Annotated in this window: 14 protein-coding genes and 1 pseudogene; 8 read left to right on the forward strand and 7 right to left on the reverse strand. The window is 41.9% G+C overall.

The genetic code is table 11. The features are described from left to right. Positions 1–53: 53 nt before the first annotated feature. The 6 genes and pseudogenes from P4S60_RS14365 (at position 54) to mgtE (ending at position 5,024) form a co-directional block, all read left to right on the forward strand. Positions 54–1,550: an RNA polymerase factor sigma-54 gene (locus P4S60_RS14365; RefSeq protein ID WP_063702721.1), complete on the forward strand. Its 1,497-nt coding sequence runs from the start codon at positions 54–56 to the stop codon at positions 1,548–1,550. A gap of 27 nt (positions 1,551–1,577) precedes the next feature. Beyond that, entirely contained in the window at positions 1,578–1,865 is a 288-nt protein-coding gene (gene hpf / locus P4S60_RS14370) for a ribosome hibernation promoting factor (RefSeq protein ID WP_036971325.1), read from the forward strand. Between the two features lie 3 nt (positions 1,866–1,868). Next, on the forward strand, positions 1,869–2,321 hold the full coding sequence (ptsN, locus tag P4S60_RS14375; RefSeq protein ID WP_063702723.1) for a PTS IIA-like nitrogen regulatory protein PtsN: 453 nt from the start codon (positions 1,869–1,871) through the stop codon (positions 2,319–2,321). Beyond that, positions 2,322–3,167 (forward strand): RNase adapter RapZ, encoded by an 846-nt coding sequence (rapZ, locus tag P4S60_RS14380; protein ID WP_054561107.1) that lies wholly within the window; start codon positions 2,322–2,324, stop codon positions 3,165–3,167. A gap of 13 nt (positions 3,168–3,180) precedes the next feature. Then, on the forward strand, positions 3,181–3,453 hold the full coding sequence (locus tag P4S60_RS14385) for an HPr family phosphocarrier protein (RefSeq protein WP_054561108.1): 273 nt from the start codon (positions 3,181–3,183) through the stop codon (positions 3,451–3,453). Positions 3,454–3,664: 211 nt separating this feature from the next. After that, a pseudogene (gene mgtE / locus P4S60_RS14390) lies at positions 3,665–5,024 on the forward strand (magnesium transporter). Positions 5,025–5,102: 78 nt separating this feature from the next. Here mgtE and P4S60_RS14395 read toward each other — a convergent pair. Beyond that, positions 5,103–7,280, reverse strand: a complete 2,178-nt coding sequence (locus P4S60_RS14395) for a YgiQ family radical SAM protein (protein ID WP_337116395.1) — start codon at positions 7,278–7,280, stop codon at positions 5,103–5,105. A 121-nt stretch (positions 7,281–7,401) separates the two neighbouring features. Further along, positions 7,402–9,597, reverse strand: coding sequence for a bifunctional diguanylate cyclase/phosphodiesterase (locus P4S60_RS14400; protein WP_337116396.1), 2,196 nt, complete (start codon positions 9,595–9,597; stop codon positions 7,402–7,404). Between the two features lie 259 nt (positions 9,598–9,856). On the opposite strand from P4S60_RS14400, the gene P4S60_RS14405 reads away from it, so the two are divergent. Both P4S60_RS14405 and P4S60_RS14410 read left to right on the forward strand, forming a co-directional pair. Further along, positions 9,857–10,363, forward strand: a complete 507-nt coding sequence (locus P4S60_RS14405) for an SRPBCC family protein (protein WP_082874024.1) — start codon at positions 9,857–9,859, stop codon at positions 10,361–10,363. Further along, positions 10,332–11,219, forward strand: a complete 888-nt coding sequence (locus tag P4S60_RS14410) for a TIGR03899 family protein (protein WP_337116397.1) — start codon at positions 10,332–10,334, stop codon at positions 11,217–11,219. The genes P4S60_RS14405 and P4S60_RS14410 overlap by 32 nt, the downstream gene beginning before the upstream one ends. A gap of 33 nt (positions 11,220–11,252) precedes the next feature. On the opposite strand, the gene P4S60_RS14415 is transcribed toward P4S60_RS14410, so the two are convergent. From P4S60_RS14415 to P4S60_RS14435, 5 genes are all read right to left on the reverse strand, one after another. Beyond that, positions 11,253–12,020 carry a TIGR04219 family outer membrane beta-barrel protein gene (locus P4S60_RS14415; protein ID WP_063702733.1) on the reverse strand — a complete coding sequence of 256 codons (768 nt, stop codon included), beginning with the start codon at positions 12,018–12,020 and terminating at the stop codon, positions 11,253–11,255. A gap of 4 nt (positions 12,021–12,024) precedes the next feature. Further along, positions 12,025–13,011 (reverse strand): DUF2333 family protein, encoded by a 987-nt coding sequence (locus tag P4S60_RS14420; protein ID WP_337116398.1) that lies wholly within the window; start codon positions 13,009–13,011, stop codon positions 12,025–12,027. A gap of 8 nt (positions 13,012–13,019) precedes the next feature. After that, positions 13,020–13,526 (reverse strand): copper chaperone PCu(A)C, encoded by a 507-nt coding sequence (locus P4S60_RS14425; RefSeq protein ID WP_337116399.1) that lies wholly within the window; start codon positions 13,524–13,526, stop codon positions 13,020–13,022. 80 nt (positions 13,527–13,606) lie between these two features. Further along, positions 13,607–13,933 (reverse strand): hypothetical protein, encoded by a 327-nt coding sequence (locus P4S60_RS14430; RefSeq protein WP_063702739.1) that lies wholly within the window; start codon positions 13,931–13,933, stop codon positions 13,607–13,609. Between the two features lie 9 nt (positions 13,934–13,942). Continuing rightward, on the reverse strand, positions 13,943–14,149 hold the full coding sequence (locus tag P4S60_RS14435) for a PspC domain-containing protein (RefSeq protein WP_054554145.1): 207 nt from the start codon (positions 14,147–14,149) through the stop codon (positions 13,943–13,945). Between the last annotated feature and the right edge of the window lie 8 nt (positions 14,150–14,157).

Here is a 14,157-nt window from a genome sequence, read left to right on the forward strand (position 1 = left end):
CTTAACTGTGTTTGCACAGTCATCGATAACTTAAAAAGGATTGTTAGGGATACATGAGGCAATCATTACAGCTGCGCATGGGCCAGCAACTTACAATGACTCCACAACTGCAACAAGCGATTCGTTTGTTGCAGCTCAGTACATTGGATCTCCAGCAAGAAATTCAAGAAGCGCTTGATAGTAATCCCCTACTTGAAGTGGAAGAGGCTGATTACAACGAAGAAAGTATCGGTAAGAATGAGCAAAAAGCGGAATCTGACGATATGCAACTGAGCGCGTCTGCAGAAGAAGCACCTAGCGAATACGAGCAAGAAAGCAGTGACGCCCTCAATAAAGACACCGTAAGTGATGACTTAGCTATGGACGTCACGTGGGACGAGTACATGAGCGCAGCCCCATCAACATCATCAGGACCGATGCCTGAAGATGAGTCTATTTACCAAGGCGCATCAACTGAAACCCTACAAGAATACCTGATGTGGCAATTACAGCTCACACCATTTAGCCCAACTGACGAAGCGATTGCCGTAGCCATAGTAGAAGCCATAGACGACTCAGGTATTTTAACGATCAGCTGTGAAGATATTGTCGAAAGCTTTAATCAAAATAACGATGAAGAAGAAATCGAACTTGATGAAGTTGAAGCGGTCTTAAAAAGAATACAATTATTCGATCCTGTTGGTATTGGCGCGCGCAGTTTACAAGAATGCCTGTGTATTCAGCTTCGTCAATTTGACGCTAGCACACCATATTTAGCTGAAACTAAAATGGTTTTATCTGAGCATATCGAATTATTAGCGAGTCGCGACTATCGCACTTTGATGAAAAAGACTAAGCTTAAAGAAAATGAGCTTAAAGAAGTGATGACGCTTATTCACAGCTTAAATCCTAAGCCTGCGGATAGCATAGTACGCGAAGAGTCTGAGTACGTTATACCTGATGTATCAGTGAAAAAAGTAAAAGGTCGCTGGGTGGTTGAGTTAAATCCAGATTGTATGCCAAAGATTAGAGTGAACAGCCAATATGCGGCTATGTCTCGCTCAGTAAAATCGAGTAGCGACAGCCAATTTATTCGCTCTCACTTACAAGAAGCAAAGTGGTTTATTAAGAGCTTAGAAAGCCGTAACGATACGTTATTAAAAGTAACCAACTGTATCGTTCAACAACAACAAGCTTTCTTTGAGCACGGCCCTGAAGCGATGAAGCCGATGGTGCTAAATGATGTTGCTGAAATGGTCGAAATGCATGAATCGACAATTTCACGTGTAACAACGCAAAAATATATGCATACCCCGAGGGGTATTTTTGAGTTGAAATATTTCTTCTCAAGCCATGTCAGCACCGAAAATGGTGGTGAGTGTTCTTCTACGGCAATACGCGCTTTAATCAAGAAGTTAGTGGCTGCAGAAAACTCAGCTAAACCATTGAGTGATAGTAAAATTGCAGATATATTGGCTGAGCAAGGAATTAAAGTAGCTAGACGTACAATTGCAAAATATCGTGAGTCTCTAGCAATACCTCCGTCTAATCAGCGTAAGAGTTTGATTTAGACGTTTTACATAGAAGGAAAAATGCTTATGCAACTAAATTTAACTGGTCGTCATGTAGAAATCACTGATTCATTAAGAGACTATGTAAACACCAAGTTTGCGAAACTAGAAAGGCATTTTGACCATATAAATAATGTTCATGTCATTCTAGATGTAGAAAAATTAAGCCAAAAAGCAGAAGCAACTTTACATGTAAACGGAGGCGAATTGTTCGCTTCTACAGAACATCAAGATATGTACGCAGCCATTGACTCACTGATCGATAAACTTGATCGCCAAGTCATTAAACACAAAGAGAAATTAGCTCGACATTAAATTATGAAACTAAGTTCACTTACTAACCAGGACTGCAGCAAAGCTGCGGTCCTTTTTAATAGCAAAAAAAGAATTCTTGAATATATCAGCGAACTGGCCCACCAGCAGCTTCCTCATTTATCGCAACAAGATATCCTAGATGCTTTGCTCAACCGAGAAAAACTAGGCAGCACCGGCATAGGTCGCGGTATTGCTATTCCCCATGGTCGAATGAGCGGTGCCGATGAGCCCCATGCGTTTATCATAGTGAGTGAATCACCCATCAATTTTGATGCTATTGATAACCGCCCGGTTGATATATTTGTGGCACTCATCGTACCAGATGGTGACTGTCAGCTTCACCTAAAGACCTTATCAACAATTGCTGATAGACTTAAAGATAAAGAATTTTGTAAACAGTTACGCAGTGCTACAACCGATCAGCAACTGTTTCAGGTCATATCAGCAGAGGCATAAATGGAATTAATTATTATCAGCGGTCGCTCAGGCTCAGGTAAATCGGTCGCTTTACGAGTACTTGAAGACTTAGGCTATTATTGCGTTGATAATATTCCAGTGAATTTACTGCCTTCACTCGTACGTAGCGTATCTGATAATTACGATAAAATAGCAGTCAGTATCGATGTACGTAACTTACCGAAAGAGCAGCAAGAATTTAATGATATTCTTGAATACCTACCAGGGTTTGCAAACCCAACGCTATTTTACTTAGATAGTGATGATCAAACCCTGATAAAGCGCTTTTCAGAAACACGCCGCTTACATCCATTATCGATTGATTCTTTGCCACTCGATCTTGCTATTAAACAAGAAAAAATCTTGCTCGATGTACTGATTACTCGTGCTGATTTTATGATTGATACCACTGATTTGAGTGTTCATCAGTTAGCTGAATCAATTCGCGAAAAGATCTTAGGTAAAAAAGATAAAAAGTTGATTATCACCTTTATGTCGTTTGGCTTTAAGCACGGTATTCCAAAAGAAGCTGACTACGTATTTGATGCACGCTTTTTACCCAATCCACACTGGGAGCCAGATTTAAAGCCGCTAACAGGCCTTGATCAACCAGTAAAAGATTATCTTGCGAGCCACAGCATAGTGCAAAAGTTCACATGGCAAATACAGACCTTTGTGCAAACATGGTTGCCACATTTAGAGCGCAATAACCGCAGTTACTTAACTATCGCAATTGGTTGTACCGGTGGCCAACACCGCTCTGTTTATTTAGCGCAAACAATTGGTGAAAGCTTTGCGAAAAGCCATGCCAATGTAAAAATTCGTCACCGTGAACAAGACATTTAATTAGGCACCTAGAATGCACGCTGAAGATACTTTTTTAATTCAAAATAAACTTGGTTTACATGCTCGTGCTGCCACTGTTTTGGCGCAATTAGCGCTGCAATTTGATGCCAAAATTACGCTTTATCAAGACGATAAAGAAGCCGAAGGCGACAGCGTGTTAGCGTTAATGCTACTTGAAAGCAGCCAAGGTAAAGAAGTTCGTGTTGTATGCGAAGGCCCAGATGCTGATGCCGCATTAACGGCAATTGGCGAATTAATTGCGCAACGCTTTCACGAGCAAGAATAGCATTTGCTAAGCCTTCGGGGTTTACGGTAAACTTAATTCGGATATTTAAAATTCCCTTTAAATATCCTACTTTTATATCGCTCGCTTCTCTAAATTACAAAACTCTTAATAAATTTATCGCAGTGCGACGATATCTCTGCAAATACACCACAAAGCAACTATGCTGTATTTGCTTAGCCTATTTAAACTTTTTTCAGTTGTAAGGACGCCAATGCCAGAAGCCTTTGAACAAGATTACCCACTACAACAACTCAAACAAGTGACCAAGTCACTCAATAGTGGTCAATTTGTTCAAGTGCGCGGTATGTTAGCTAAAACGGCGCCTTGTGATACAGCCCTTTTACTTGAATCTTCTCCTCATAAAATTCGTCGTATGCTTTGGCAACTGGTTGACCCAGATGTCCGCGGTGATGTTCTAGAAGAACTGTCTGAAGATGTACGTCTTGGCATTATTGCCCAGATGGAACCTGAGCACATCGCCGCGGCGACAGAAGACATGGACGACGATGACTTAGGTGAAGTCCTACGTAGTCTTCCTGATACCGTATACCAAGACGTTGTCAGTGCCATGGATTCGCAAGATAGAGAAAGGGCAACGCAAGCACTTTCTTATCAAGAGCGCTCAGCTGGTGCCTTGATGAACAGCGATACGGTAACCATTCGTCCAGATGTTACCCTCGATGTAGTACTACGCTATTTACGCTTAAGGGGCGAATTACCAGAAGGCACTGATGACCTGTACGTGGTAGATAAGCATAATTGCTTTTTAGGGGCGCTCTCATTAACCACCCTACTCACTAATTCATCCGATAAAGTTGTCAGAGACTTAATGGATGAAGATTGTGAGTCAATTCCAATTTCGATGGATGAAAGTGATGTCGCGCAACTGTTCGAACGACACAACTGGATTTCAGCCCCTGTTGTTGATGATAACGCCCACTTGCTTGGTCGTATTACCATCGATGATATCGTTGACGTAATCCGTGAAGATGCAGAGCACAGCATGCTAAGCCTCGCGGGTCTGGACGATGAAGAAGATACCTTTGCGCCAGTACTAAAAAGTTCGCGGCTGTCGCTCTATTTGGCTTGGTGTTAACTTATTAACCGCATTGCTAGCAGCAATTGTGGCAAGCTTTTTTGAAAACACCTTAGCAATTTTACCTATTTTGGCGGTGCTAAACGGTATCGTCCCTTCAATGGGAGGTGTTGCGGGCAGCCAAACCCTAACACTGGTTATTCGTGGTATAGCCGTAGGTCATATTAACCAAACCAACCAACGCTTCTTATTACTAAAGGAGTTAGCAATTGGTGCGCTTAATGGTGTTATTTGGTCGGTCTTAATTGCTGGCGTGGTTGCTCTATGGCAATGGGACTTTAAGCTCGGTGCGGTCTTAGCGTTTGCAATGTTTATGAACCTTGTCGCAGCCGGTATTGCAGGTGCGAGTATTCCGCTAATTCTCAAAAAAATGAAAATAGACCCAGCCCTTGCCGGGAGTGTAGTACTGACAACCGTCACCGATATTGTTGGTATCTTTGCCTTTTTAGGCACCGCGACTTGGTTATTGATCTAATACCAATTCGCAATTCTACTTAATTAAGCGAATTGGTATAAATAAAAACGGCCCTTTAAGGGCCGTATTTATTTCTATTTACTTTGCGCGCTGCTTATTTTTACCCACTCTAGGTTTCGTATTGGCCTTTTTAAATTGGCTAAACCCGGTGTGACGCGTCAGTGCCGCACGGCCTTTTCCACCTTTACCCTGCGCCACTTTTTCATTACGGCCTTCTTCAGGTACCAAGCAGTTTGGCCCTTTACCAATGAGGTTTGCTTTGCCCATCTTTTTCAGCGCTTCGCGGATCATCGGCCAGCCAGCTGGATCGTGGTAGCGTAAAATCGCTTTATGTAAGCGACGCTGACGCGCACCTTTTGGTACTGGCACTTGTTCAATATTGTTTTTTATATTGCGTAGCGAGTTCATCTCTGTGTGATAAATCGTTGTTGCATTAGCCATCGGCGATGGATAAAAGTTTTGTACTTGATCAAGTTTAAAGTCATGAGCCTTTAACCACAGCGCCATGTTAACCATATCTTCGTCTTTTGTTCCTGGGTGAGCAGAAATAAAATACGGGATCAAATACTGCTTTTTACCCGCTTCTTTTGAGTATTTATCAAATAGCTCTTTAAACTTATCGTAAGCACCCATGCCCGGCTTCATCATCTTAGATAATGGACCATCTTCAGTATGCTCAGGGGCAATTTTTAAGTACCCGCCTACGTGATGGGTAACCAACTCTTTTACGTAGCGCGGATCTTCAACGGCTAAGTCATAGCGTACGCCAGACGCGATCAAAATTTTCTTCACACCTTTTACATCACGGGCTTTTCTATAAAGTTCAATGGTTGGGGTGTGATCCGTGTCCATATGCTTACAGATATCAGGATAAACACATGATAAACGACGACACGTGCTCTCTGCCTTTTTGCTCTTACAGCGTAACTTATACATATTCGCTGTAGGCCCGCCTAAGTCAGAGATAACACCTGTAAATCCCGGCACCTTGTCACGAATTTGCTCAATTTCATCAATAATTGATTGCTCAGAACGGCTTTGAATAATGCGTCCTTCGTGTTCTGTAATCGAACAGAAAGAACAACCACCAAAGCAACCACGCATGATGTTCACCGAGGTTTTAATCATTTCATAGGCTGGGATTTTTTCATCACCGTAACTTGGGTGCGGAATGCGCTGATAAGGCAAACCAAATACGCCATCCATTTCTTCAGTTTCAAGTGGAAATGCTGGCGGGTTAACCCAAATAGAACGGTCGCCATGGCGTTGAAATAACGCACGAGCACAACCTGGGTTTGTTTCTTGGTGCAAAATACGCGAGGCATGGGCATAAAGCGGTTTATTCACGCTTACTTGCTCATACGCTGGTAGCTTAACGTAGGTCTTTTCCCAAGGCTTGGGGCGCGCAGGCTGAATAGTGATTGGCTTAGCCGCCTCGGCACTTAGGTCGATTCCCGCTTGTTTAAATTCAGACTTACTACAACCCACATCATCTGCACCGTACGGATTAGGGATTGGATCAATCTTACCGATTTTATCAATTGCCGTTGAGTCACTACCACGCCAACCTGGTAATGGTTCTTTACGAATAACCGCGGTACCACGAATATCTTGAATTGTCTCAACCGACTCACCCGCAGCAATTCGGTGGGCGACTTCAACAAGTGGGCGCTCAGCGTTTCCGTAAATTAAAATGTCAGCTTTGGCATCAAACAACACACTACGGCGTACTTTTTCTTGCCAATAATCATAATGAGCAATACGGCGTAAGCTCGCCTCAATTCCACCAATAATCAGCGGCACATCTTTATAAGCTTCACGACAGCGTTGGCTATATACAACCACCGCACGGTCTGGACGTTTACCACCTATATTACCCGGTGTGTAAGCATCATCATGACGCATACGCTTTTCAGCAGTATAACGGTTGATCATCGAGTCCATATTACCCGCTGTAACACCAAAGAATAAGTTAGGCTTGCCTAACGCCATAAAGGCATCTTTTGAGTTCCAATCAGGCTGCGCAATAATACCTACACGAAAACCCTGCGACTCAAGCATACGTCCAATCACAGCCATACCGAAACTTGGGTGGTCAACATACGCATCACCACTAACAATGATCACGTCACAGCTATCCCAACCTAACGCGTCCATTTCTGCACGAGTGGTTGGTAAAAATGGCGCCGTGCCATAGCATTCAGCCCAATACTTAGGATAAGAAAACAGGCCTCGCTCGGCTTTTAATGCGCTCATAAAGTGTACTCTGCTAACAAAAGGGGCGAATTATACCCCACTCTTATGCATTATTATAGAAAACAAAACGCCCTTCACATGGAAGGGCGCTGTTTAATTCATATGCACTTACTATAACTAGCTATTGCTTAGCTTGCAGGTAGGTAATTAACTCTTTTTCTGGCATAGGCTTAGCGTACATAAAGCCCTGTACTTCATCACAGCCAAGCTGAGCTAAATAATCTGCTTGCGCTTGGGTTTCGACTCCTTCAGCAATGGTTTTTAAACCTAACCTTGCACCAAGAGAAATAATTAATGCGGCAATCGCCTGACAATCTTGACCCGGTAAGTCTTTAATGAAGGCACGATCAATTTTGAGTCTGTCTAATGGCAGTTTTTGCAAGTAACTTAATGATGAGAAGCCGGTACCAAAGTCATCAATTGCAATCTCGATACCAAACTCTTTAAGTTCTTTTAAAGTTGTGATCACATTCGTGAGCTCATCCATAACCACGCTTTCGGTTACTTCAAGTTCAATATACTGCGGTTCTACATCGTATTTAATAAGCGTGTCTTTTACTTGCTGAGCATAGCCTTTAACTTTAAATTGTGGCACAGACACGTTTACTGCAATGCTAATTGCAAACCCCATCGCTTCTAGGCGTTTTTGCTGCATACATGCTTGCTCTAGCACCCATTGACCAATTTCAACAATTAAACCAGCATCTTCGGCCATAGGAACGAAAATCGCCGGAGAAATATACTGACCATTTCCTGAGGGCCAACGCAGCAGCGCTTCACAACCTATAATTTCGAGGGTATTTAAATCAAGTTGCGGTTGAAACCACACTTCTAATTTACGTTGCTCAAAATCTTGGCGAAGCTGCCTGATGATCCCCAAACGCCATGCCATCTGCTCTTCCATATCTGGGGTATATGTCACCACCATTTCAGAAGATTGTTTTTTAGCTTGGTTTAACGCAATATAACCGAGTTTTAAGGTCTCGATCCCGGCTTGTTGGAAATCACCTTGGTAACATAAACCAATTTTAAAGTTGATTGGTAAAATGTGTTCACCAGCATTGAACGGCAAACTTAAATGCTCACGTAGTAGCTCAACGTCACATTCGTGAGCAGGTAACAACAACCCGAATACGTCGGCACCAATGCGCGAAAGCAGCTCTGCCTTTGGGTATTCTTGTTGCAGCCTATCAACAATGGCATTAAGTAATAAGTTACCAATTTCTTGGCCTAAGCCATTGTTAATATCTGAGAATTGCGCAACATCAATTAGTAAAAATACAAAGTCGCTTTTACCCGGCTGATAGTAACGCTCTACTTTGTTCATAAAGTCATTGCGATTTGATAAGCCAGTTAAAATATCTTTATATGCAGCATCACGTAAACGGTTGAACAACCTAACATTATCAAGGCCAACACTCACATTCGTTAAAAATATTTCTGCAAATTGTAGTTGCGTAGGACTTGGCGTGTGCTCTGTTTCTATGTAAATCGCTGCTTGGCGATTTTTACTTTTCAATAAATAGGTATTGTCTACATCAGTATGCTGATGCTCACCTTGGGCTAGGCAATTATTCACTTGCATGATGATACGACCATTATCAAGTTGCTCAACCCCTTGGCCAATAAACTCGTTGTATTCAGCGCAGCCGCCTAATACATAAACTTGGTTGTCATCTTCGATTGAACCACACAGTAACCCCTGCGGTTCGCAATCTAAAATAATTGATAGCTGTTTAATAACCGCCATCGAAAAAGCTTTAATATCAGTAAAACCCAGGATGGCTTTTGATGCATACAAAATATTATTTAAAGCGCGGCTTTGAAATTCGAGCTGACAGACTTGCTCATAAGAGCGAATAGCCGTAACAAGGGCGGTAATAAGCTTACTACGTGTTAGTTCTGTTTTTGTTTTGTAGTCGTTGATATCGTATTCACGGATCACTTTTTCTTCAGGTGCATAACCGGGTTGTCCGGTACGTAAAATGATGCGCACATTGTGATTATTGAGGCACTCTCTAACCTGCTTAACAACTTGCAAGCCAGCATCATCAGACTCCATAACCACATCAAGAAGAATTACCGAAATCGAGTGGTCATTTTTAAGTAATTCGAGCGCTTCTGCACCGGAGTAGGCATGGTGGAATCGCAGCCCTTTATCCCAGAATTCAACACCTGAAAGTGCAAGCTTAGTCACTGAATGTATTTCTGGATCATCATCGACAATTAATACGTCCCAAAAATCAGAGACAGTTTCATCCACCAACTGTTCGTCATCTTGGTCACTAAACAAAAAGTCGTTACTCTCTGATGCCATTAATAATTCCTTAGAGTGATCCTCGTAATACTGTAACGATGGTTCCACTCCATTTTACAGCGACGCTCAAAATTCTATCACTTATTTGATTATGATACATTAGTGATAGCTTATATAGTATCAAACAGATTATAGTCTATGTTACGTATAATGTTATGAAAGTTATAAAACAATTGCCTGAGGTGTGGTTATTAAAATACTCATTTTTACCCTAAAAGCGATTTTTTTCAGTACGCTAATTGCGCTTGTGATAGGGCTGATGCTTTCACCACAGTATACCGTTCACAAATCAATTAAAGTGAATGCTAGTCGTGCAGAAATTGCAAGCCTTGTTGGTGACTTTAGCCAATGGCCAAAATGGCAACCTTGGCAAGCAGTTGATCCAAGTATAAAATTTACCATTGCAGAGCCTAGCCAAGGTGTGGGTGCGCATCAATTTTGGCAAAGTCGCTTTGGCGAAGGCGAGATGACCATCACGCAACTCGACAACACTCAGCTTTCGTTTAATATTTTATTTAACCAAGAACATATTGCTCAGGGCACAATCCGCTTTACAGGTGCTGGTAATGAGGTAACTATCGAGTGTTCGTTACAAGGAGAGGTAAATACCCCTATCATTGGTGGCTACCTTGCTTTATTAAGCCAATATATTCTCAATAACACAGTGACGTTGGCACTCAATAACATTAAAACCCATGCGCAGTTAGCAACAACAAACAAGGCCATTGTGAGCGATGACAGTGAAAGCGGCTCAAGCGAGAGTTAATCTTGCCAATATCATAGAAAACCAACTCGGCTACCCTATTCATAAAGCCTCATCGGTCAGGATTAACCATGCTGGCGATGACAGCTATTCACCACAAGGTCAGCAGCAGCTTGCCTATCAAATTAAAGCGCAAGCGACTCTTTTAGAGCGAGCTCACACTCGCCAAGAAATTCAATTTATAAAACGCCAAGAAAATATCGAAACCATTATGGCGATGGCTATGGCTTTTTGCCCGGATGTCACAGGGCAACAACAACCGGATTTTGATTGGATAGAGCGTTTTATTAGTTTGTGCGAAGACACAGCAAACTCTTCTATGCAAAAATTGTGGGCGAAAATATTAGCCGGTGAAACCGTGTCACCGGGTACCTTTTCAATTAAAAGCTTGCAAACACTTAAGCACATGACTCAGCGCGAAGCCGATGCCCTTCAGCGCTGCACATCACTGTGTGGTTTTAATGAAAAAGATAACAGCCACTTAATTTTACTCGGCTTTTACAAGAAACCATCGCTGTTTGATTTACTTAGAAAAGGCAATAAAGTGTCATTTAACCTAGGGAAAACCTCTGTTAGCTTTCCTGACATTCTTACCCTGATGGACATTAACTTGCTGTACCGAAAAGAAATCGAATCAGCGGTTTTAAAAGCAGGCCAAGAGCTGGTACTGAGCTTTATGAATCAACGCTTGGTTTTAAAAGCAAAAAGCAATGACTTAGTACTCAGTTATTATAAATTTACACAAACGGGTGACGAATTAAGAAAGCTAATTGCATCACCAATAAATAAGGCATATAAGCAAATACTTTCAACATCATTAGAAGATGAATTTGAAGTTAGCTGGCAAACTCTAAAATAAAGCTGCCAGCTAAATATAAACCGAAAAACTCGATTAGAAGTGGATTTGAATACCCGCAAATGGGCCTGACGCATCTAAATCTGTGTAGATGTCATCAATATCATCAAGCTCTAAGGTCATTGAGCGGTAGCCCGCTTTAATGTCCATATCAATTGCTAAGTTATCAAGTAAAGCGTATGCGATACCTGCTTGGTAATCTTGAATTTTGCTATCATCGATAGCCAGTAAACTACCTTCAAAGAATACGCTTAAACCAGTAAATGGTAAGCCAACTTCAGCACGGCCATACACTAACGGTACAAAACCAGAAAAATCAACGCGCTCAGTGGTATTTTGGCCACCGTCTTGCGATGTACCAGTTACAACAATTTCACCATCAAATTGTTTAGCATTCACACCTAAATCAATAGAAACCAAATCATTATCAAAGATTTCGTAATATAGGATGTAGTCGATGTGTGATAAATCACTTACTGTGCCTACTTGTGTGCCTACCACATAATCTGAACCACCAAAGCTAAACGTTTCATCAAGAGTGGTGTCACCATTTAACTCAAGTTCAGTGTATTTTAGTTTAAGGTTTGGTACTAACGGCACTGGGTGCTCAAGTGCTGCGTAGTAGCTCGTAAACGTTTCATCATCAAATTTAAAGCTTTGTAGATTTCCGTCTTGAGCAAAACTACCGCTGTTATCTGATTGCCAGCCATCAACACCTAGGTATAAGCCTAATAATGTGTCAGCTTGCGCTGTTGGAGCTAAACAGGCCATTGAAAGGGCAGCTGCTAAACAGTACTTTTTCATCATTTTATCCTTGCGCTAAAAGTTCGCTAAGTTCAATTAGAGCCGCATTGGCTCGAGAAATATAATTCGCCATGACCAATGAGTGGTTAGCTACAAAGCCAAAACCACTGCCATTTAAGATCATTGGGCTCCACACAGTTTCTTGTGTGGCCTCTAATTCACGAATAATTTGTTGCAGACTAACACGGGCGTTTTTCTTTTCTAAGACATCGGCAAAATCATATTCAACCGCTTGTAAAAAGTGCAGCAATGCCCACGTTGCACCACGCGATTCATAAAACACATCGTCAATTTGCCACCAAGATGTTTTCACTTGGTTTTGCAAAGGTGCATAAGTTGCTTGATGAGCCGCAGTATCACCTGCTAAATCAGTGTTTAAACGATCTTGACCAACACTTGCGCTTAAACGCTGACTTAAACTACCAAGGCGTTTTTCTGCTTCTTTTAGCCAGCCACGTAAGTTATCTGCGCGGGCGTAAAACTGGCTATCACGATCGTTCTGATCAGCAATTTGAGTACGGTATACGATAAGTAAATCAATACCCTTTTGATACTCAGTTTCAGCACTTGGCCACGCCCATGCTACCGAGCTAATATTAAATTGCGGCTGTGCTTTTTTAAGTGCTTCGTGCTCAGTTGATTGAGACTGTGAACGGCTGAAATCTTTACGCATCGACAACACCAAGTCACGGGTCATCTCTAGCGCGCCATATTCCCACGCCGGCATGTTATCCATCAACACACTTGGTGGCATCATATCGTTAGATAAATAGCCGCCAGGTTTATTTAATAATGTACTTGCTACATTGATTAACGTCGTTGTTGTTGTGTAGCCGGTGACAAATTTTTCGCCGCGCATTTGCGCTTCTTGTTTTGCCTTGCCAACAACATCCATACGAGCTGGTTCACTACTCCAGTAAACAGCAATCGCGTAAAAAACAATTAGTATAATAAGTAATGCACTGGCTATTTTTCCTTTATGCTCAGACATGATACCTCCTAGTGATGTGAGTGCTCTTTACTTTTTTGTGATGCCTGTTCAGACATCTCTTGCAAAGACACAACCTTGGCTTGAGTAAAAACTCGATTGCCATCATTAAAATATAGCGTGAGTTTTCGTTCTTGCCCTGCTTTTAGTTGATCTTCAGGTTCAAACACCATCAAGTGATAACCACCGGGTTTAAACTCAACACTGCTATGACCATCAATCTTTAATGATAAAACCTGTTCCATTTTCATCATGCCATCTACATGAGTGTGCTGATGAATTTCAACGCGTCCTAAACCATCAAGCTCAGCTTTAGTTAATACTGTTGCCTGCTCACTTGGGTTGGTAATAGTTAAATAAGCCACGCTGGCTTTACTGGCTGGTAAAAACTCACGTACCTGCGCGTTGCTTACAGTGACTTCAGCAACATCGCTATGGTCATGACCACTATGGGCAGATAAAAAAGTACTAAAGAATAAACTTGCGGTAAGAAAAGAGAATGCGGGCCACAGTTTCATTATGTTTTAATCCTTGTTAAGACATTAACTTACCCGCTAAATTTAGCATATTTTATGTATTAAGGCAGTTTATTAGTACCTTAAGCTGGCGATTTTTTGTTATCAGCAATCAACCAACACAATGCTGCGATTAGTAATAGTGGCCATGCAATCATTATTGAGCCGAATAAAAACGCAAGCACAACACCAATCAGAGCAACAACCCCTGCGCCAAGCAGCCCAATAGTGAATAGCGCAACACCCGCCACAACAGCAATCACTGCCACTATTGCTCCGATGACTTCAAGTCCAGCCCAACTCATATCAGCAATTGATAAAGGTAACTGCCATGAGTCGAACGAGACAAAAGAAACCGCATCAGTACACAGTAAAAGCATTGCCAAGACGATGATAGCTAACGTTTTCATAATCGACTCCTAGTAACCTTTCACTGGTAAAGTGCAATGAGCCACTAAATAACCCACGCCAATTAACAGTGGCATTTGAATAAGCAATATGATCATGACTAAACGTGTTGACCATACAGGGAAGCCCAAGCGCGCAGCCAATCCGCTACACACACCCGAGATCTTTTTGTTACTTAGATCTCGGTACCATCGTGTTGATGTATGATAAGTATTCATCATTTACC

Source organism: Pseudoalteromonas sp. Hal040, assembly GCF_037162425.1.
Classification (GTDB): Bacteria; Pseudomonadota; Gammaproteobacteria; order Enterobacterales; family Alteromonadaceae; genus Pseudoalteromonas; species Pseudoalteromonas gelatinilytica.